Consider the following 19,436-nt stretch of genomic DNA (forward strand, 5'->3'; position numbering starts at 1 on the left):
GTGCTGGAAACCGACAAGACCCCCCAATTCGCGAGGATCGACTGATGGATTTCGAATATTCCCCCTATACCCGGGAGATGCTGGCCCGGCTTCAGGCCTTCATGCAGGATCACGTGCTGCCGGCCAATCGGCGGTTTCACGAGCTGGCGGGGCAGGGGATCTATCCGCTCGAGGTGGTCGAGCCGCTGAAGGCCAAGGCTTTTGAGGCCGGTCTGTGGAACCTCTTCATGCCCGAGCTGGAGGAGAGCGATCCGGGCACCCGGCTGAGCAATCTGGAATATGCGCCACTGGCCGAGGCGATGGGGCGCGTGCCCTGGAGCCCGGAGGTGTTCAACTGCAACGCGCCCGACACCGGCAATATGGAGATCCTCAAGCGCTTCGGCACGCCTGAACAGAAGAAACGCTGGCTGGAGCCCTTGCTGACCGGGGAAATCCGGTCGTTCGTGGGCCTGACCGAGCCTGACGCGGCCTCCTCCGATCTGACCAACCTGGCAACGACGATCCGGCGCGAGGGCGACGAATATGTCATCAACGGGCGCAAGTGGTTCTCGACCGGGGCCAAGCATCCGCACGCCCGGCTGGCCATCGTCTTCGGGGTCTCGGACCCCTCGCCCGAGGCCGATCCGCATCACGAGCATTCCTTTATCCTGGTGCCGATGGACACCCCGGGCTTTGAGGTGGTGCGCGACGTTCCGATCATGCACCACCACGCGCCCGAGGGGCATTGCGAGGTCGTCTTTCGCGACGTGCGCGTGCCGCTCGACGCCATGCTGGGGCAGGAGGGTGACGGTTTCATGCTGGCGCAGGCGCGGCTCGGGCCGGGGCGGATCCATCACTGCATGCGCACCATCGGGCAATGTGAACTGGCGCTTGAACTGATGTGCGAACGCGCGTTGGAGCGGCGCACCTTCGGCAAGGCGCTGGCGGATAACGCCAATATCCAGGACTGGATCGCGCAATCGCGGATGGAGATCGACGCGGCGCGGCTGTTGATGCTGCAGACCGCCTGGAAGATGGACCGTGACGGCGCCAAGGCGGCGCGGGTCGATGTCTCGGCGATCAAGGTGACGGCGGCGCGGTTGCAGACCCAGGTGGTCGACCGCGCGATCCAGGTCTTCGGCGCCGCCGGCATCACCCCGGACACGCCGCTCAGCTATCTCTGGACCTGGGGCCGCGCGATGCGCTTCCTCGATGGCCCGGACGAGGTGCACCTGAAGGTCATCGCCCGCGAGGAGCTGAAGAAGGCCAAGGCCGCGACCGGCCGCAATCTGGCGCATTTCGTCCCGCCGCATATCTCCGCATCGAAAGAAGGGCACTGACATGCCGACCTATGAGACCATCGCGACCGAGGTGAGCGGTGGCGTGATGACCATCACGCTGAACCGTCCGGATCGCCTGAACGCCTTCTCCTCCGGGATGACACAGGCGCTGATCGCCGCCTTCGACGCGGCGGATGCCGACGACGCGGTGCGCGCGGTGATCGTCACCGGGGCGGGGCGGGCCTTTTGTGCCGGCGTCGATCTGGACAGATCCGACGCTTTCACCACGGCCAAGGTCGATCCGAAGGCGACCGATCCGGCGATCTGGTCCGATCCCGGCAACCGCGATATCGGCGGGCTGCTGACGCTGCGCATCTTCCAGTGCCTCAAGCCGGTGATCGCGGCGGTGAACGGTCCGGCCGTCGGCGTCGGCGCGACGATGCAACTGGCGATGGATTTCCGCCTGGCCTCGGAAACCGCGAAATTCGGCTTTGTCTTCGCCCGGCGCGGCATTGTGCCAGAAGCCTCGTCCTCCTGGTTCCTGCCGCGGATCGTCGGCATCTCGCAAGCGCTGGAATGGACGATGACCGGCCGGGTCTTCGGTGCCGAGGAGGCCTTGGCCGGCCGGCTGGTGCGGTCGCTGCACGCGCCTGACGATCTGCTGCCCGCGGCCCGGGCGCTGGCCGAGGAAATCGCCACCTCCGCCGCGCCGGTGTCGGTGGCGCTGACCCGCCAGATGCTGTGGCGCGGGCTGGGGCTCGACCACCCGATGGCGGCGCATCAGGTCGAAAGCTGGGCCATCGCCGCCCGCAGCGCCTCGGGCGACGCGGCCGAGGGGGTCGCCAGTTTCCTGGAAAAGCGGCCGGCGCGGTTCCCTGATCGGGTCAGCGCCGACATGCCGGGGTTCTTTCCCTGGTGGAGCGAGCCCGAGTGGGCCTGACCGGTAAACACGCAAAGGAGAAGACGGCGTGAGCGAACCAACCATAGTTGTCGACCGAAACGGGCCGGTGTCGGTCATCCGCTTCAACGATCCCACGACGATGAACGCGCTGACCGGCGACATGGCCGCAGAGCTGCGGCGGCTCTTGAAGCAGGAGCCGCAGAGGGCGCGGGCGATCGTGCTGGCCGGCAGCGCGCGGGCGTTTTCGACCGGGGCGAACCTGGCCAGCGCCATCCCCGAGAGCCTGGAGGGCTTCGATGTCGGCGCGACGCTGGAAGAGGAATACAATCCGCTGATGGAGACCATCCGCGATCTGCCGGTGCCGCTGATCTCGGCCGTGCGTGGCGCGGCCGCCGGGGTGGGCGCCTCGATCGCGCTCTCGGCCGATGTCATCGTGGCCGGCCAGTCCGCCTATTTCCTCGAGGCCTTCGCGCGGATCGGCTTGGTGCCTGATGGCGGCGCGACCTGGCTCTTGACCCGGGCGGTGGGGCGTGTCCGGGCGATGGAGATGATGCTGCTGGCCGAGAAACTGCCGGCGCCGCAGGCGCTGGACTGGGGTCTGATCACCCGCGTCGTCGAGGACGAGGCGGTCGAGAATACCGCGATGGAGATCGCGAGGCGGCTGGCCAAGGGGCCATCCCACGCGCTGGCGCTGATCCGCAAATCCTGCTGGGCCGCAGCGGATGACGATTTCCTGACTGCGCTGAGAACCGAGCGGAGACTTCAGCGCGAGGCGGGCGAACATCCCGATTTTGCCGAGGGCGTCACCGCCTTTCGCGAAAAGCGGGCGCCGAATTTTGGCGGGCGCGGCTGACGGTCCTTGCCGCATCAGCGCCGCCGAGAGTTTGAGAAGGAGACAGACCCACTTCGACAAAAAGCAGTTACGCCAGCCTGATCCGCCACCTGAAGACCGCCCCGGCAGGAGGAGCCGAAGCGGACCGAAGAGAGATCGGGCCAATTGCCAGCGAATGCTGGACCAACCTGGAGGAGAAACAGAATGACCCATACCATGCGCGCCCTTCTGGCCGGTGGAGCGATGATCGCCATGGCGGCGTCGGCCCATGCCGCGGACCAACTGAGCTATGCCGGTGGCTGGCCGCCGAACTCGGGCCCGACCGGGGCCCTTGAGAATTACGCTAAATCGGTCGAGGCGAATTCCGGCGGCGATCTGACGATGAAGGTCTATCCGCTGAGCCTGTTGAGCTTTGCGGAAAGCAACGCCGGGCTGCGCGACGGCCTTGCCGACCTGTCCACCATCCTGACCCCCTATTTCTCGGCCGAATTTCCGACGCTGAACATGATCTCGGAATTCTCGACGCTGATGGAGCTTGATGGGCTGTCGGGCGAGCGCAGCTCGCTGGCCTTCGCGGGCGCGGTGTCGGAATACGTGCTGCTGAATTGCCCGGCCTGCCAGAAGGAGGTCGCGGCGCAGAACCAGGTCTATATGGGCGCGGGCTCGACGACCTCCTATGCGCTGCAATGCGTCGTCCCGGTGACCTCGCCCGCAGAGCTGAAGGGCAAGCGCATTCGCGCCGGTGGCGCCTATTGGGCCCGCTGGGCGCAGGCGATGGGCGCGGTGCCGGTCTCGATCTCGATCAACGAGACCTTCGAGGCGCTGAGCCAGGGCGTTCTGGATTGCACCGCCAGCAACCCGGCCGAGCTGGTGAACTTTTCGTTCATCGACGTGGTGAAATATGTCTATACCGGCATTCCCGGCGGCCAGTTCACCGTGCCGACGATGATGAACCTCGACCGCTGGCAGGGGCTGAGCAGCGCCGACAAGGCCGCGCTGATGAAATCCAACGCCCGGCTCGCGGCGGAAATGACCTGGGTCTATTTCGACGAGGCGAACAAGGGGATGACCGATTCCCGGACGCGCGGCATCGAGGTGGCGCCGGCCTCTCCCGAGCTGGTGGCGATGAACCAGAAGTTCATCGAGGAAGACCTGAACGCCATCGTCAAAAGCTATCGTGAGAAGTTCGGGGTTGAGATCGGCGATCAGGCGATCGCCGGCATGCGCGAATTGGCGGCCCGCTGGACCAAGCTGATCGAAGGCGTGGAGAACGTCGATCAGCTCGCCGATCTCTACTGGACCGAGATCTATTCCAAGATCGACGTCGATTCCTACGGAATGTGATTCATCGGCGCGACGCGTGGGGGGTGACCCTCCGCGCGTCGTTCATGCGAACCCAGACAGGTTTTTAACACATGATACCTATTGGCAAGGCTCTCTCGGGTCTGGTCAGCGCTGCATCCTTCATCAGCACGATCTGCATCGTGTTGATGATGTTGCATGTTACGGCGGACGTCACGTCCAGGTACCTCCTGAACAAGCCGTTGCCGGGCACGCTGACCATCGTCGCCCATTATTACATGATCATCGTCACCTTCGTCGCCCTCGGGGTGGCCGAGAAGCAGAACGCCCATATCACCGTCGAGGTCGTCGCCGAGATGCTGCCGCCGGTGGTGCAGCGGGTGCTCCGGTGGCTGTCCTACGTGCTCACGGCTGGGGTGTTCATGCTGCTCGCCTGGCGCGGCTTCGAGATCGCCATGTCCAAGACCAAGATCGGCGCCGCCATCGAGCAGGGCTCTGACATGATCCCGGTCTGGCAGAGCTATTGGGCGGTGCCGGTCGGGGCCGGGCTGTTCACGCTGGTCGCGGTCTACAAGCTGGTCGTCGACGTGTTCGGGACGCGCAACGGTCTGCCCCCTCAATTCGACGATCTGGAGATGCTTCATGAGTGATGTGGCCATCGGCCTGACCGGCCTCGGCGTCCTCTTCGTGTTGATTGCGGCCCGAATGCAGATCGGCGTCGCCCTGATCGCCGTCTCTTTCGTCGGGCTCTGGATGCTGAAAAGCTGGAATGTCGCCTGGGGCTCGATCGGGGTGATCCCCTATCAATTCGCCGCCAACTGGGTGCTCAGTTCGATCCCGATGTTCCTGTTCCTGGGCTTCATCAGCTTTCACACCAATCTGACCAGCGGCCTGTTCCGCGCGGCACGCGCCTGGATGTCGGTGCTGCCCGGCGGGCTTGCCATCGCGGCGATCTTCGGATCGGCCGGTTTCGCTGCCGTCTCCGGGTCGTCCTTGGCCTGTTCGGCGGCAATGGGGCGGATTGCAGTGCCCGAGATGATGAAACACAAGTACCACCCGGAACTTGCCACCGGCACCGTGGCGGTGGCCGGCACCATTGGCGCGATGATCCCGCCGTCGATCATCCTGATCCTTTACGGTGTCATCGCCCAGGTTTCTGTGGCGCAGCTTTTCCTCGGCGGGATTTCCGCTGGCATCCTGACCGCCCTGGGCTACGTCGCCGTGGTGCTGATCCGGGTCAAGCTGAACCCTGATCTGGCGCCGCTGCGGGATGAGCCGGTTCCGATGGCCGAAAAGATTCGTGCACTGAAGGACACCTGGCCGATCCTGCTGGTCATGATCGGCATCTTCGGCGGGTTGTTCTCTGGTATCTTCACCCCCACCGAGGCCGGTGCCATCGGCGCCTTCCTCGCCTGTATCGTCGCGACGCTGCGAGGCGAGATGACGTTGGAGCGGTTCATGCAGGCGGCGCGCGAGACCATGACCACGACCGCCTCGCTGATCATCATCGCGGTGGGAGCCAGCCTTTTGACGCGGTTCCTCGTGCTGTCGGGGGCGGGCGATTACATGTCCGAGGCGATCATCGCCCTGGGCGCCAATCCGGTGATCCTGCTGGCGGGCATCATCCTGGTCTATCTGGTGCTGGGCATGTTCCTTGAGCCGATCGGCTCGATGCTGCTGACCCTGCCGATCATCCTGCCGGTGGTGGGCGAGGCCGGCTGGAGCCTGCTGTGGTTCGGCGTGGTGCTGACCAAGCTTCTGGAAATCGGCATGATCACCCCGCCGATCGGCATGAACGTCTTCGTGATCAAGGGCGTCGTGGGCGATCTGGTGACGACCAGCGCCATTTTCCGCGGGGTGCTCTGGTTCATCCTGATGGACCTGATGGTGCTGATCCTGTTGTCGGCGGTGCCGCAGCTGATCTTGTACCTGCCGACGCATTTTGGTTGAGATGCCCACAGGACGGAGGAGTCCATGGGACTGGAGGAGACTATGACCACACACATCAATGAAGATCTCGCGGCGGGCATCCGTCGGGCCCGGGGTCAGCAGCTTGGCGATCTGCTCAGACGCAGCGCCGCGCGGACGCCGAACAAGCTGGCCCTGGTGTTCCGCGACCACCGCGACACCTTCCGCGAGCTGGACGAGGTGGTGAACCGCACCGCCAACGCCCTGGCCGCCTGTGGCATCGCCAAGGGCGAGCGGATCGCGCTGCTGTCGCGCAACAGCCGCGCCTTTGTGATCCTGCGTTTCGCGTTGGCGCGGATCGGGGCGGTGACCACCCCGGTCAACTTCATGCTGAACGCCGAGGACGTCGCCTATATCCTCGAACATTCCGGCGCCCGCGGGCTGATCTGCCAGGATTCGCTGTGCGACACCGCCGAGGCCGCGCTGTCGATGATGGAGGGCGGGCCGGACCTGCTGTTCTCGATCGCCCATGCCGGTGTCGGGGTCTCCGATCTCTGGGCACCGATCGAGCCCTTGTTCGATCATCCCGATGCCTCGGAACCCTGGGTCGATGTCGGTCCCGATGATCCGATCCAGATGATGTACACCAGCGGCACGGAATCGCGGCCCAAGGGGGCGATGCTGACCTCGGGCGCGCTCTATGCCCAATATGTCACGGTCATCACCGATGGGGAGATGCGGGCGGATGCGATCGAACTGCATTGCCTGCCGCTGTTCCACTGTGCCCAGCTCGATTGCTTCCTGACCATTGATCTTTATCTGGGCGCCACCAGCATCCTGCACGATGGCGCCGATCCGGCCGCCATGCTGGAAACCATCGAGCGGGAGAAGGTCAACAAGCTGTTCTGCCCGCCCACCGTCTGGATCGCCCTGCTGCGGCATCCTGATTTCGACACCCGCGATCTGAGCAGCCTGGAACAGGGCTATTACGGTGCCTCGATCATGCCGACCGCGGTGATCGAAGAGCTGTCGGCGCGGCTGCCGAACATGCGGCTTTACAACTTCTACGGTCAGACCGAGATGGCACCCTGCGCCACCATCCTGCGCCCCGAGGAACAGTTGACCAAGCTCGGCTCGGCCGGGCGTCCGGGGATCAACGTGGAAACCCGCGTGGTCGATGACGAGGGCAACCCGGTTCCGGTCGGTGAGGTCGGCGAGATCGTGCACCGCAGCCCGCACCTGATCCTCGGCTATTACAACGACCCGGAAAAGACCGCCGAGGCCTTCAAGGGCGGCTGGTTCCACAGCGGTGATCTGGGCCGGTTCGACGAGGACGGCTATCTCTATGTGGTCGATCGCAAGAAGGACATGATCAAGAGCGGCGGCGAGAATGTCGCCAGCCGCGAGGTTGAAGAGGCGATCTTCCGCCATCCCAAGATCGTCGAGGTCGCGGTTTTCGGCGTGCCCCATCCCAAGTGGATCGAGGCGGTGACCGCGGTGGTGGTGCCGAAGGATGGTGAAATCCTGACGGTGGAGGAGATCGACGCCTATTGCCGCGAGACCCTCAGCCACTTCAAGTCGCCCAAGCATGTGTCGATCCGGAGCGCGCTGCCGAAGAACGCCAGCGGCAAGATCCTGAAGCGCGAATTGCGGCTGGAGTTCGAGACGATCTTCGACGCCTGACAGGGGCTGGACTTCCCGGCGGATCCGTCCGCCGGGGATCTCGCGGGCGCTGCCTTAGCGCCCGCACCTTGGGTTCCCTTCGCAGAGCGCACCGTTCAGCCGTTCCGCCACGGGGACGGGACGGCACAGGCGCGGCCAGTGATAGGCATGCCGTTCAGGGAAGGCTGTGCCTCGGGGCGTCGTGGCCGCGGGTCTTGCCGAAGTGGACCACGTGCCTGTTCATGATCTAAAAAAATTACATAACATGGATTATGCAACATCCGTCCCGGTTGGGGCCGGACAACCTGAGCCGCCCGCCGGGCAAAAGAATGGCCCGCCGGTATCACCGACGGGCCATTTTGACTTCCCTTCCCTCAGGCTCAGGCCGGGGTCGCGCGGGGCACCGGTTGGGCCAGCACCGCCAGCACCAGCAGCGCGCCGATGGTGATGGCGATCCAGTTGGTCGAGATCAGGAACAACCCGCCCACCGTCAGCGCGATCTTGTGCCACAGCACCAGATCACGCCGGAACCAGCCGATATAGGCCGAGGACAGCGCCAGAACGCCCAACAGCCCCGACAGCAGCGCGGTGACGAATTGGACGGGCGTGAAATCGACGAACAGCAGGCTCGGCGCATAGACGAACATGAACGGCACCAGCGCCTTGCCCATCGACAGCCGGAAAGCGGTCGTTCCCGTCGACATCGGTTCGCTGCGGGCCAGACCGGCGGCCGCATAGGCGGCCAGCGCCACCGGTGGCGTCACATCGGCCAGCACCCCGAAGTAGAAGACGAAGAAGTGGGTGGCGATCAACGGCACGCCGAACTCCATCAACGCCGGCGCCGCGATCGAGGCCAGGATGATATAGGTCGGCGTGGTCGGGATGCCCGCCCCCATCACGATGCAGGCGATGGCGACGAAGACCAGCCCGAAGAACAGCGCCATGCCGTTTTCCGACAGCATGCCGGTGAAATCCATCGCCACGACGAAGGTGGCGACGTCATGCGCCAGTTGTACCACCGCGGCCGAGAACTTGAAGCCCAGACCGGTCAGCGTGGTCATCCCCAGCAGGAAGCCGACGCAGGCACAGGCGGCGCCGATGGCCAGCGCGAATTTCGCGCCATCCTCGAACCCGCGCACCAGACGCGGCGGCGTCAGCACGGTCGACGTGTCCATGCTGGTATTCCCGAAGGCGCGCATCACCAGCGGAATATAGGAAAACACGATCGTCAGGATGATGCCCCAGAAGGCGGCGAGGAAGGGGGTATACTGCATCAGCAGCATGGCCACCATGACGCCCAGCGGGATGAACAGGTGCCAGGATTTTGCCAGCACTGCGCGGAACTGCGGGATCTTGTCCTTGGACAGACCCTTCAGCCCCAGCCGCTTGGCCTCCAGATGCACCATCAGCAGGATGGCGATATAGTGGAAGGCGGCCGGCACGACGGCGATCAGGATCAGCTCGTTATAGGGGATGCCCAGCATTTCCGACATCACGAAGGCCGAGGCGCCCATGATTGGCGGCGTCACCTGCCCACCGCAGGAGGCCGAGGCCTCGACCGCGCCGGCGAAGCGCCCGGAAAACCCGGCTTTCTTCATCATCGGAATGGTGAAGGCGCCCGTCGTCACCGTATTGGCGATGGGAGACCCGGAGATCATCCCGAAGAAGCCGGAGGAGACCACCGAGACCTTGGCCGACCCGCCCGAGGCGCGGCCGGCGATGATGGTCGCCAGGTCGATGAAGAGCTGACCCAGGCCGCTCATCTGCGCGAGGATGCCGAACAGCACGAAGTGGAACACATAGGTGGCGACCACGCCCACGGCGACGCCATAGATGCCTTCTGTGCCGACGAACAGGTGGTTGACGATGCGGGTGATCGAATAGCCGCGGTGCGCCAGGATGCCCGGCAGATAGGGCCCCGCCAGCGCATAGAGCAGACAGGCGATGCCGATATAGGCGAGCGTCGACCCCATGGTGCGCCGGGTCGCCTCAAGCGTCATGATGATGGCGACGAAGCCCATCATATAGACCGGCTCAGGCGGGCTGCCGACGTTGTCGATGAAGATATGTTTGAAGAAGATCGCCAGATAGGCCGAGAAGCCGGCGCCGAAGGCGGCGAAGATCCAGTCGCGCAGCGCCACTTTCTCGGGATCGGCGCCCTTGCGGTTGAGCGGCAGGGTCAGCGCGATCAGGATCAGCATCACCACGGTGAAGCCGGTCCTCAGCCCGCTGGGCGTCAACGCCTGATAGAGATCATAGAGGATATAGAGATAGAAGGCCGCGAAGATCAGCGAGTCGGCCCAGAGCCGCGGCGTCGGATGCGCCCGCTTGCGCGGAAAGACCAGGAAGATCAGCCCCATCACAAAGGTCAGGTGGATGGTGCGGTGCATCACCTCGTTCAGCAGGCCGAAGCCGGCCGTGTAGACGTGAAACAGGGACAGTGCAACCGAGGCGATGGTGACGAAGATCGCCGTCGGCCCGACCAGTCGGCGGAAATTCGACTCTGAGTCGTATTCCCGGACCAGCGCCTCTAGTTCGTCGGCGGAATATTCATGGTCAGGCTGGGCGGCGGTGTGGCCATGCGGGGGGGTATCGGTCAATAGGGTCTCTCCTCGTCACAGGGGGCAAGGGTCAGGGCGTTATAACCCAAGCTCGCCAAGGGCAAGTCTGTATTGGCAGTATGCAGCGCGTTCTTGAACTGCGCCTGGATGCGCAGCGGGATCGGTCCGGTGGGGCGGTCAAGCTCTATGATGAACTTTCCGTTCTCATGACGCCAGCCCGTCGCCTCCATGTCATTGGCGATCGAGGGCAGCCCGGCCCCATGGGCTTGGAACACTTCGGAGGTCTGGATGATCTGACCGTCGACGACGTGATAGGTATCCGTCACCGGGGTGCGCGATACCGAATGGATGAAGCTGAGCGAAAAGGCACCGTCGGGGCCGGCCGGCAGGCGGGCGACCTCATGGCCGTCGCCGCGGGTCTCGGTCAGGCAGAGCCATACCTCCCCGGCGCGGACCGGAGAGGCGAGGAGCGGGACAGCGGCCAGGGCCGCCATCCCGCCCAGACGCAGTTGCCTGCGAAGGGCCATTACTTGGAAATGCCCTTTTCGGCATAGTATTTCTCGGCGCCCGGATGCACCGGGATCGACACGCTTTCCAGCGCGGTTTCCAGCGAGATGCGCTTGCCCATCGGGTGCACCTTGCCGAGCGTCTCGGTGTTTTCGTAAAGCGCCTTGGTCACCGCATAGATCAGATCATCCGGCACTTCGGCATGGGTCGCCCAGATGGCGCGGACGGCCAGGGTGTCCACATCGGCGTCGACGCCCTTGTAGCTGCCCGCCGGGATCACCGCGGTGGCGTAATAGGGCTGTGCTTCCTGCAGCTTGGCGATCGCCGGGCCGTGCAGCGGCACGATGGCGATGTCGTGGCCGTTGGCCAGGTCGATCACCGAGGAGGTCGGCAGGCCGGCGGTGATCAGCGAGGCGTCGAGGTTGCCGTCTTTGATCTTGTCGACCGATTGCGCGAAGGAGGAGTAATCCTCGGACACGTCTTCACGGCTCATGCCATAGGCGGTCAGCAGATCGCCCAGCAGTTGCCACTGGCCGGAACCCGGTGCGCCGGACGAGATCGACTTGCCCTTGAGGTCGGTGAATTCCTTGATGCCGCTGTCGGCACGGACGACCAGTTGCACGGTCTCGGGGTAAAGCGCCCCGATGGCGCGCAGGTTGGTCAGCGCGGCGCCGTCGAACTGGTTCGCGCCACGATAGGCGGCGTCCAGGATGTCGGCGGCGACGAAGGCCGATTCGATCTCACCCCGGCCCAGGAGCTGGGCGTTGGCGACCGAGGCGTTGCCGGTTTCGGCGGTGGCCGAAATCTTGGTGTCGGGCAGCTCAGCGGTGTTCGAGATCAGCTGGGCCAGCATGCCGCCCAACGGATAATAGGTGCCGCCGGTACCGCCGGTGGCGATGCCGAAAAAGGTGCGGCTGGCCGCGAAAGCGGGCGCTGAGACGATCCCCGCCAGCGTTGCCGCCGCGGTGGTGCCCAGGAAATGGCGCCGAGAAAGGGTCATGGTCCTACTCCTTGTTCCAAGGTTATCGCCCCCGGCCCGGCCGGACCCGAAGGGCCTGGCCGAGCAGAGGGTCGGATGAAACGATCTTGACGGTTAGTTTTCACATGTCAATATTGGTTTTCAAATACGAAAGGACTGTCTATGGGAAATTTCAGCAATATTCCCCTCTTCGACCAAACTTGCGGCTCCACGCCGCTGCTGCTGAACGTCCCTCACGCCGGCACCCTCCTGCCCGACACGCTCCGTGCCCGGCTGCGGTCCGAAGCGCTGGACCTCTGCGACACCGATTGGCACATGGACCGGATCGCCCGGGATATTCTGCCCGAGGGCGCCAGCCTGATCTGCGCCAAGCCGTCGCGCTATGTCGTCGACTTGAACCGGCCGGCGGATGACCTGCCGCTTTATGCCGGGGCGACCACCGGGCTGATCTCGACCATCGACTTCGACGGCAACCCGCTCTACCTCTCCGGTCAGGAACCCGACGAGGCCGACCGCAAGGCCCGCATCGACGAGGTCTGGTTGCCCTATCACGCGGCGCTGGCGGCGGAAATTTCGCGATTGCGCGCCGCTCATGGCTATTGCTTGCTGCTTGATGTCCACTCGATCCGCAGCCATGTCCCGCGTCTGTTCGACGGCCGCCTGCCCGACCTGAACCTTGGCACCAACTCCGGCGCCAGCGCCGCGCAGGATCTGAGCGACGCGGCCTTCGAGGCGCTCAAGGCCAGCGGGTTCAACACGGTGCGCGATGGCCGGTTCAAGGGGGGCTTCATCACCCGTCACTATGGCCAGCCTGACCAGAACGTGCACGCCCTGCAGATCGAGATCACGCAGGACAGTTACATGCTGGAACAAAGCCCCTGGACCTATGTCCCGGAAAAGGCCGACCGGCTGAAACAGGCGCTGAGCGCGCTGGTGGCGGTGATGGCCGCCTATCGCCCGCAGTAAGGGAAACGAAAATGACCATTCTGCCCCAAGGCGCGCTGAGCGGCGCGCATTTCCGTCTGGCGCTGACCCCGGAAGGCTGGCGGCGCAATCTCTCGGCCAGCTTTGCCGCCGATGGCACCATCGCCGCGCTTGTCGAGGACGACAATCCGCAGGGCTTTCCGGTCTATGACAACCCGGTGGTGCCGGGTATCACCGACCTGCACAGCCATGCCTTCCAATACGCGATGGCCGGCCTGTCCGAGGTGCGCCGCAACCCGGTGGACAGCTTCTGGTCCTGGCGCGACATCATGTATTTCTTCGCCCTCACGCTCACGCCCGAGGACATGCAGGCGATCGCGGCGCGGCTCTACCTCGACCTGCTGAAGGGCGGCTATACCGGCATCGTGGAATTCCACTATGTCCACAACGATCTGGACGGCACCCCCTATCCCCGGCGCGAGGAGCTGTCGCTGGCGATCTTCGAGGCGGCAGAGGCGACCGGTATCAACCTGACCCATCTGCCGGTCTTCTATGCCCATTCGAACTTCGGCGGCCTGCCCCCGACCGACGGGCAGCGCCGCTTCATCCAGGATCTGGACGGCTATGCCGATATGCTGCGCAAGCTGAAACCGGTGGCCGAGGCCAAGGGGCACCGGCTGGGCATCGCGCCGCATTCGCTGCGCGCGGTGACCGAGGCCGAGATGACCGCGCTGATGACGCTGCGCGACGATCTGCTGCCCGGCTGCCCGGTGCATATCCACGTCGCCGAACAGGTGAAGGAGATCGAGGATTCGCTGGCCTACAACGGCCGTCGCCCAGTGGAACAGCTGTTCGACATCGCCCCGGTCGATGACAGGTGGTGTCTGATCCACGCCACCCATCTGACCGACGCCGAGGTGACGCAGATCGCCGCCTCGGGCGCCACCGTCGGGCTTTGCCCGATGACCGAGGCCAATCTGGGCGACGGCATCTTCCGCGCGACGGACTATCTGGCGCAGGGCGGGCAGTTCGGCATCGGGTCGGACTCGAACATCGCGGTTTCCGTCGCGACCGAGCTGCAGCAACTGGAATACAGCCAGCGGCTGCGCGACCGGCAAAGGAACGTGCTGGCCGCACCGGGTCAGCCGCATGTGGCCGCGAACCTCTGGTCGCGCGCGGCGCTTGGCGGGGCGCGCGCCGCCGGCCAACCCGAAGGTGCCCTGATCGTGGGCGGTGCTGCCAGTTTTGTGGAACTGACCAGCCCCGAACCCCGGGCCATGGCCCCGGTTGACGCCGAGGCGGCGCTTGACTTCCACGTCTTCGCCGGCCGAGGCTTCCACGTCGGCGACGTCTGCGTGCGCGGCCGTCGGGTCGTCGCCGCCGGCCAGCATCCGGAAGAGGCGCGCATTCTCAGCGACTATGCCGAAGCCATGGCGCGGGTCGCAGAGCGGCTGGCCAACCGCGCGATCTGAAAGGACAAGAAAAGCTGAATGGGCAAGGATCCCGGGTATCGCTCAAACTCTCTGGTGCGCGGTCTGCGCATTCTCGAATGCTTCGACCACCGCCATCCGGAGATGACGCTGAGCGAGATCGCCGAGGCCATCGGCGTCACCAGCTCGGCCGCCTATCGGTTCGTCATCACGCTGGAGAAGGAAGGTTATCTGGCGCGGCACGAGAACAGCTATCGGCTGGCGCCGCGGGTGATGGATCTGGGCTATAGCTTTGTCAAATCGCTCGATGTCTATGACATCGCGCGGCCCCTGGCGGATCAGCTCAGGAACGAAACCGGCTTTACCGTCCATGTCTCGGTCCTCGACGGGACCGAGATCATCTATGTCTATCGGGCGCTGTCGGATCGTTCGATGGTGTCGAATGTGCCGGTGGGGTCGCGCCTGCCGGCCTTCTCGACCACCATGGGTCGGGTGCTTCTGAGCGATCTGAGCGAAGCGGAACTGGACCGCCGCTTCGCCGGGTATGAATTCAACCCGATGACGCCCTCGGCGCCCTCCTCCCTGCCCGTCCTCAAGGCGCTGCTGGCCGAGGATCGCAGGCGCGGCTATGTCGCGCAACGCTCGCATCTGGCGACCGGCACCTATTCGATCGCGGCGCCGCTGGTGTCGCGCCACGGCACCTATGTCGCCGCGATCAACCTCTCGGGGCACGAGTTGCAGCTGAACCCCGACGATGATCTGATCGACAAGGTGCGCCAGACGGCGCGGCAGATCTCGGAAATGCTCTGAGCCTTCGGGGTCAGCTCAAGGCCTCGGGCGCCGGGGTGGCGGCGATGGTTTCGGTCCGGTCCTTCAGCCCGACGCCGGACAGCCTCAGCCGCGCCGCCTCGCGCAGCAGGTAAATCGCCCGATGCGCCGCGTCGTCGAACCCCAGACCGCCGGGGCGGATGTTGGAAATACAATTGCGATCGGCATCGGTGCTGCCGGCATGCGGCGCCCAGGTCAGATAGAGCCCCAGGCTGTCGGCGGCCGACAGCCCCGGTCGTTCACCGATCAGCACCAAAACCATCCGGGCGCCAAGCGCCTGGGCGATCTCATCCCCGATGGCGACCCGCGCCTGTGTGGCGATCACCAGGGGCGCGGGCTCCAGCCCTGCCGCGCAGAGAAGCGGTCGCAAGGCCGCGAGAAAGGGGGGCGCCGAGGTCTGTGTCGCCAGCGCCGACAGCCCATCGGCCAGGACGATGGCGACATCCGGCTGCTGGTCGGGTCGGTGCGATTGCAGCATCTCATAGGCCTCGGGCGCCAGCAGACGGCCCAGATCCGGGCGTTGCAGATAGGTGGCGCGATCCGGCGCCCGGCTGCCGACCAGCAGCGCCCCCTGCCCCTCCGCCCCCAGATCCTGGCGCAGCCGGTCGATCTCCAGCGCCGAATGCACCGCCGTGCGCGCCTGCGCATGGGCGATCTGGAATTCCAGGTTCCGCGCCGTGGTCAACGACACACCCGCGCGCCCCAGCGCGATCCGCGCTGGCGTCAGCCGCCTGAGCCCGGCCCATTGGTCGGAATTGCGATCTTCGGGGAGGTCGGTCTTGCTCATGCCCGGCCCAGCCTCAGCATGGTGTGCGACAGATCCCCCGGCGGCAGCGGATTGGGCGCGAATTGTCCGTCCGCCGCCATGATGCCGATCCGGTCGAGCCAGGCCTCGAACTCGGGCGCCGGGCGCAGGCCCAGCACCCGCCGGGCATAGAGCGCGTCATGGAAGGAGGTGGTCTGATAGTTCAGCATCACATCGTCCGATCCGGGGATCCCCATGATGAAATTGATCCCCGCCGCCCCCAGCAGGGTCAGCAGGATGTCCATGTCGTTCTGATCCGCCTCGGCGTGATTGGTGTAACAGATGTCACAGCCCATCGGCACGCCCAGAAGCTTGCCGCAGAAGTGATCCTCAAGCCCGGCGCGGATGATCTGCCGGCCGTCGAACAGGTATTCCGGCCCGATGAAGCCCACCACCGTATTGACCAGCAGCGGATCAAAGGCCCGGGCCACCCCATAGGCGCGCGCCTCGAGCGTCTGCTGATCGACGCCGTGATGGGCGCCGGCCGACAGCGCCGATCCCTGGCCGGTCTCGAAATACATCACGTTCTGCCCGAGCGTGCCGCGGTTCAGCGCCAGCGTGGCCTGATGCGCCTCGGCCAGCAGCGCCAGCGATATGCCAAAGGATCGGTTGGCGGCTTCGGTTCCGGCGATCGACTGGAAGGTCAGATCCACCGGTGCCCCCTGCTCGATCGCCTGCAGGGTGGTGGTGACATGGGCCAGCACGCAGGATTGCGTCGGAATCTCGTTTTCGGCGATCACCGCGTCGAGCATGTGCAGCAGGTCGATCATGGTGGCGACATTGTCCGAGGCCGGGTTGATCCCGATCACCGCATCGCCCGAGCCATACATCAGCCCGTCGAAGATCGAGGCCGCGACCCCGCGGGCGTCATCGGTCGGATGGTTCGGCTGCAACCGGGTCGACAGCCGCTTTTCCAATCCGATGGTATTGCGGAACCGGGTCACCACCCGGCATTTCTGCGCGATCAGGATCAGATCCTGCACCCGGCAGATCTTGGACAGCGCCGCCACCATCTCGGGCGTCAGCCCGGGGGACAGAGCCGTCAGCGCGGCGCTGTCGGCGGCGTCCGACAGCAGGTAATCGCGCAGATCGCCCAGGGTCATATGCGCCACCGGGGCGAAGGCCGCGGCATCGTGGCTGTCGAGGATCAGCCGGGTCACCTCGTCCAGCTCATAGGGCACCACGGTTTCGCTCAGAAAGACCCCGAGCGGCAGATCGGCCAAGGTCGCCTGGGCGGCGATGCGCTCGACCTCGGTCTCGGCGGCGAGGCCGGCAAGCTGATCGCCGGATCTGAGCGGCGTGGCACAGGCCAGCAGCGTCTTCAGATCGGCGAACCGAAAGGTTTCCCCCCCGATGCTGTATCGAAATCCGCTCATCTGCTCTCCCTTCCACCGATTTGGCCGAGTTAGGACATCACCACCGCCGGGAAAAGATTGATGCGCGCGGGGCCCGGATAATCAAGCCGTCAGACCGGGCTATCGGCAGATTCGGCGCCGGGTGCGGTCAAAAATCCGGCACTCCCGTCATCCGGTTGCGGCTACGGTCCGGATCGGGAAACGAGGTCGACGCGCCCCGGCAAAGGGCGCGCCCGATGGTCATTTTTCCGAGAGGCCGAGGCCTTCGGCCTCACTTCATGACGCATTCGCCGGCATAGGGATCGGCATCATTGGTATAGATCGTTTCCTTGTATTCCGTCTGGAACCGCCCGTCCGCACGCTGGCCGACACCGGTGACGATGACGTCCTGGATCGGATAGTGATTGGTGTTGAACTTGAAGGCGCCGCGCACCGAGTCGAATTCGACGGTCTCCAGCGCCTTGCGCAGGGTGTCGAGATCGGCGGTATCACCGCCGGTTTGTTTCAGCGCCGCGTCGATCATATGGGCGATGTCATAGGCATTTGCCGCGAAGGTGCCCGGAACCTCGTCGAAGGTCTTGATATAGGCGTCGACGAATTGCTTGTTCTCGGCATTGTCGAGATCCGGCGCCCAGTGGCTGCCGCCCAGCATGCCAAGCGCGGCCTCTTTCTGCGCCGGCAAGGTCACCTCGTCGGCGGTGAACATCGACAGCACGGCAACCTTGTCGCTCAGCCCGGCCTGATTGAACTGCTTGACGAAGTTGATGCCCATGCCGCCGGGCAGGAAGGTGAAGATCGCCGGCACCTGCTGCACCGCAAGCCGGGTCAGCTCGGCCGAGAAATCCATCTGGTTCAGCGGTACATAGATCTCGTCGATCAGCTCGCCCTTATAGGAGCGCTTGAAACCGTTCACCATGTCGCGCCCGGCCTGATAGTTGGGCGTGATCGCCACGATCTTGTCGATCCCATGCGCATTGGCGTAATCGCCGAGCGCCTTGGGCGCCTGATCGTTCTGGATCGAGGCCACGAAGAAGTTCGGGTTGCAGCCCTTGCCGGCGAAATCCGAGGTGCCGGGGTTGGGGCTGATCAGGATGGTGCCGGATTTGGTAATCGGCTTGATGATCGCCTGCAGGATGTTGGAAAACACCGGCCCCACGACGAAATCGACATTGTCGCGCTCGACCAGCGCATTGGCCTTGGTGACGGCGACGTCGGGTTTCAGCTCGTCGTCCTGGACGATCAGCTCGACCGGCCGGCCGCCAAGCTGGCCGCCCATCTGGTCGAGCGCCAGCTCGAACCCGTTGCGGATCTGCTGACCGATCGCCGCCGGCGGGCCGGAGAGGGTCAGGACCATGCCGACCTTGACGGGATCGGCGGCCTCGGCGGCCAGAGTGGACGCAAGAACGAGGCCGGTGGCGACCACCGCACTGAACTTGAACATTGATACCTCCTGTTGTTCTGAGTTTTTGGCTGAGCCAAGTTCGTAGAAACCGTTCACAGTTGATCTGTCTCCGGCGCGCTTGTGGCGCCGGAGTCCCCTTGGCTCGTCTTGACGGTCGTCGTGCAGCCAGACGCACCGCAACGGGGCCGAGCCCGCCGTGCAGAGCGGAGTCAGCATGTCTGTTGTGCCTGCAAATATCGCAAACCGTTCGGGTGGGAGAGCGTTACGATGACTTCCACCAATTGCAAGGATTTCGCCTGAACCGCGCCCTGTCAACAATTCTGTTGACGTCAACGTATTAAATGTGATGACATCCACATAACGGGCAGAAATTATGTCTGTGAAATATGCAATTTCATCTGATGCAGGCCTCGGGCAGGGTCAAGCCAAACCCGCGATCCGATGACGGCCGCGTGCCGGGGGCATCATGACCTGGCCCCCTGCCCGTTTCGGTGATGTGAATCCAAGTTGATCCCGGCCTTGCTGGCGGCACTGTCTGGATGCTCCGCGCGGGCCTCGGGCCGGCCATCTGGACTTGCCCGGGAAAAGTGGAGAGCACCAACAGAGGAAGCCGGAGGTGTTCTATGTCCAACGGGAAACGACCGACGCCGGAATTTCGGCGTGAAGTGGTGCGACTGGCGCTGACGAGCGGGCGCACGCGACGTGAAGTCGCCGACGATCTCGGCATCGGCCTCTCAACGCTGACACGCTGGGTGAGGCAGGATCGCGCCGCAGAGGAGCC

The 19,436-nt window shown here is 64.8% G+C and carries 17 protein-coding genes; 11 read left to right on the top strand and 6 right to left on the bottom strand.

Annotated elements, in window-relative coordinates; genetic code table 11:
• Window positions 1–44: 44 nt before the first annotated feature.
• The 7 genes from ACN0V4_RS20695 (at window position 45) to ACN0V4_RS20725 (ending at window position 7,885) form a co-directional block, all read left to right on the top strand.
• Window positions 45–1,319: an acyl-CoA dehydrogenase family protein gene (locus tag ACN0V4_RS20695; RefSeq protein ID WP_417679677.1), complete on the top strand. Its 1,275-nt coding sequence runs from the start codon at window positions 45–47 to the stop codon at window positions 1,317–1,319.
• Window position 1,320: 1 nt separating this feature from the next.
• Entirely contained in the window at window positions 1,321–2,199 is an 879-nt protein-coding gene (locus ACN0V4_RS20700; RefSeq protein WP_417679679.1) for a crotonase/enoyl-CoA hydratase family protein, read from the top strand.
• Between the two features lie 28 nt (window positions 2,200–2,227).
• Window positions 2,228–3,013 (top strand): enoyl-CoA hydratase-related protein, encoded by a 786-nt coding sequence (locus ACN0V4_RS20705; protein WP_417679681.1) that lies wholly within the window; start codon window positions 2,228–2,230, stop codon window positions 3,011–3,013.
• A gap of 183 nt (window positions 3,014–3,196) precedes the next feature.
• On the top strand, window positions 3,197–4,336 hold the full coding sequence (locus tag ACN0V4_RS20710) for a C4-dicarboxylate TRAP transporter substrate-binding protein (RefSeq protein ID WP_417679683.1): 1,140 nt from the start codon (window positions 3,197–3,199) through the stop codon (window positions 4,334–4,336).
• A gap of 149 nt (window positions 4,337–4,485) precedes the next feature.
• Window positions 4,486–4,944 (top strand): TRAP transporter small permease, encoded by a 459-nt coding sequence (locus tag ACN0V4_RS20715; RefSeq protein ID WP_417679707.1) that lies wholly within the window; start codon window positions 4,486–4,488, stop codon window positions 4,942–4,944.
• Window positions 4,937–6,244, top strand: a complete 1,308-nt coding sequence (locus tag ACN0V4_RS20720) for a TRAP transporter large permease (RefSeq protein ID WP_417679685.1) — start codon at window positions 4,937–4,939, stop codon at window positions 6,242–6,244. Before ACN0V4_RS20715 ends, ACN0V4_RS20720 begins: the two co-directional genes overlap by 8 nt.
• A gap of 42 nt (window positions 6,245–6,286) precedes the next feature.
• A complete protein-coding gene (locus ACN0V4_RS20725; RefSeq protein WP_417679687.1) occupies window positions 6,287–7,885 on the top strand; it encodes an acyl-CoA synthetase in 1,599 nt (532 codons plus the stop codon).
• 359 nt (window positions 7,886–8,244) lie between these two features.
• Here the strand turns inward: ACN0V4_RS20725 and ACN0V4_RS20730 are convergent, their stop codons facing one another.
• From ACN0V4_RS20730 to ACN0V4_RS20740, 3 genes are read right to left on the bottom strand one after another with little or no spacing between them, the layout of a single operon-like run.
• Window positions 8,245–10,464 carry a TRAP transporter permease gene (locus ACN0V4_RS20730; RefSeq protein WP_417679689.1) on the bottom strand — a complete coding sequence of 740 codons (2,220 nt, stop codon included), beginning with the start codon at window positions 10,462–10,464 and terminating at the stop codon, window positions 8,245–8,247.
• The gene (locus ACN0V4_RS20735) at window positions 10,461–10,952 is read right to left on the bottom strand and encodes a DUF1850 domain-containing protein (RefSeq protein WP_417679691.1); all 492 of its coding nucleotides are present in this window, start codon (window positions 10,950–10,952) and stop codon (window positions 10,461–10,463) included. Before ACN0V4_RS20735 ends, ACN0V4_RS20730 begins: the two co-directional genes overlap by 4 nt.
• Window positions 10,952–11,932: a TAXI family TRAP transporter solute-binding subunit gene (locus ACN0V4_RS20740; RefSeq protein WP_417679693.1), complete on the bottom strand. Its 981-nt coding sequence runs from the start codon at window positions 11,930–11,932 to the stop codon at window positions 10,952–10,954. Before ACN0V4_RS20740 ends, ACN0V4_RS20735 begins: the two co-directional genes overlap by 1 nt.
• Window positions 11,933–12,073: 141 nt before the next feature.
• Here ACN0V4_RS20740 and hutG point away from each other — a divergent pair, with 141 nt between their 5' ends.
• Genes hutG through ACN0V4_RS20755 form a run of 3 tightly spaced genes read left to right on the top strand, consistent with a single transcriptional unit; the run spans window position 12,074 to window position 15,075 of the window.
• On the top strand, window positions 12,074–12,877 hold the full coding sequence (gene hutG / locus ACN0V4_RS20745) for an N-formylglutamate deformylase (RefSeq protein WP_417679695.1): 804 nt from the start codon (window positions 12,074–12,076) through the stop codon (window positions 12,875–12,877).
• A gap of 11 nt (window positions 12,878–12,888) precedes the next feature.
• Window positions 12,889–14,307 carry a formimidoylglutamate deiminase gene (locus ACN0V4_RS20750; protein ID WP_417679697.1) on the top strand — a complete coding sequence of 473 codons (1,419 nt, stop codon included), beginning with the start codon at window positions 12,889–12,891 and terminating at the stop codon, window positions 14,305–14,307.
• Window positions 14,308–14,325: 18 nt separating this feature from the next.
• Window positions 14,326–15,075, top strand: a complete 750-nt coding sequence (locus ACN0V4_RS20755; protein WP_417679699.1) for an IclR family transcriptional regulator — start codon at window positions 14,326–14,328, stop codon at window positions 15,073–15,075.
• Window positions 15,076–15,085: 10 nt separating this feature from the next.
• Here ACN0V4_RS20755 and eutC read toward each other — a convergent pair whose 3' ends face one another.
• The 3 genes from eutC to ACN0V4_RS20770 form a co-directional block, all read right to left on the bottom strand.
• Complete coding sequence (eutC, locus tag ACN0V4_RS20760) at window positions 15,086–15,880, bottom strand: ethanolamine ammonia-lyase subunit EutC (RefSeq protein ID WP_417679701.1); 795 nt, start codon at window positions 15,878–15,880, stop codon at window positions 15,086–15,088.
• Window positions 15,877–17,274, bottom strand: a complete 1,398-nt coding sequence (locus ACN0V4_RS20765) for an ethanolamine ammonia-lyase subunit EutB (protein ID WP_417679703.1) — start codon at window positions 17,272–17,274, stop codon at window positions 15,877–15,879. The genes eutC and ACN0V4_RS20765 overlap by 4 nt, the downstream gene beginning before the upstream one ends.
• Before the next feature lie 250 nt (window positions 17,275–17,524).
• On the bottom strand, window positions 17,525–18,694 hold the full coding sequence (locus ACN0V4_RS20770) for an ABC transporter substrate-binding protein (protein ID WP_417679705.1): 1,170 nt from the start codon (window positions 18,692–18,694) through the stop codon (window positions 17,525–17,527).
• A gap of 584 nt (window positions 18,695–19,278) precedes the next feature.
• Between ACN0V4_RS20770 and ACN0V4_RS20775 the strand changes: the two genes are divergently transcribed.
• A partial coding sequence (locus ACN0V4_RS20775) for a transposase (RefSeq protein ID WP_417679709.1) occupies window positions 19,279–19,436 on the top strand: 158 nt, incomplete at its 3' end.

This window comes from Pseudodonghicola sp. (genome assembly GCF_048268305.1).
Classification (GTDB): domain Bacteria; phylum Pseudomonadota; class Alphaproteobacteria; order Rhodobacterales; family Rhodobacteraceae; genus Pseudodonghicola.

Excerpts from the sequence above, each read along its gene's own strand:
- ACN0V4_RS20735 (WP_417679691.1), bottom strand. The coding sequence starts at position 10,952 with ATGGCCCTTCGCAGGCAACTGCGTCTGGGCGGGATGGCGGCCCTGGCC.
- ACN0V4_RS20700 (WP_417679679.1), top strand. The coding sequence starts at position 1,321 with ATGCCGACCTATGAGACCATCGCGACCGAGGTGAGCGGTGGCGTGATG.
- ACN0V4_RS20765 (WP_417679703.1), bottom strand. The coding sequence starts at position 17,274 with ATGAGCGGATTTCGATACAGCATCGGGGGGGAAACCTTTCGGTTCGCC.
- ACN0V4_RS20710 (WP_417679683.1), top strand. The coding sequence starts at position 3,197 with ATGACCCATACCATGCGCGCCCTTCTGGCCGGTGGAGCGATGATCGCC.
- hutG (WP_417679695.1), top strand. The coding sequence starts at position 12,074 with ATGGGAAATTTCAGCAATATTCCCCTCTTCGACCAAACTTGCGGCTCC.
- ACN0V4_RS20740 (WP_417679693.1), bottom strand. The coding sequence starts at position 11,932 with ATGACCCTTTCTCGGCGCCATTTCCTGGGCACCACCGCGGCGGCAACG.
- ACN0V4_RS20770 (WP_417679705.1), bottom strand. The coding sequence starts at position 18,694 with ATGTTCAAGTTCAGTGCGGTGGTCGCCACCGGCCTCGTTCTTGCGTCC.
- ACN0V4_RS20695 (WP_417679677.1), top strand. The coding sequence starts at position 45 with ATGGATTTCGAATATTCCCCCTATACCCGGGAGATGCTGGCCCGGCTT.
- ACN0V4_RS20755 (WP_417679699.1), top strand. The coding sequence starts at position 14,326 with ATGGGCAAGGATCCCGGGTATCGCTCAAACTCTCTGGTGCGCGGTCTG.
- ACN0V4_RS20720 (WP_417679685.1), top strand. The coding sequence starts at position 4,937 with ATGAGTGATGTGGCCATCGGCCTGACCGGCCTCGGCGTCCTCTTCGTG.
- ACN0V4_RS20750 (WP_417679697.1), top strand. The coding sequence starts at position 12,889 with ATGACCATTCTGCCCCAAGGCGCGCTGAGCGGCGCGCATTTCCGTCTG.
- ACN0V4_RS20725 (WP_417679687.1), top strand. The coding sequence starts at position 6,287 with ATGACCACACACATCAATGAAGATCTCGCGGCGGGCATCCGTCGGGCC.
- ACN0V4_RS20715 (WP_417679707.1), top strand. The coding sequence starts at position 4,486 with ATGTTGCATGTTACGGCGGACGTCACGTCCAGGTACCTCCTGAACAAG.
- eutC (WP_417679701.1), bottom strand. The coding sequence starts at position 15,880 with ATGAGCAAGACCGACCTCCCCGAAGATCGCAATTCCGACCAATGGGCC.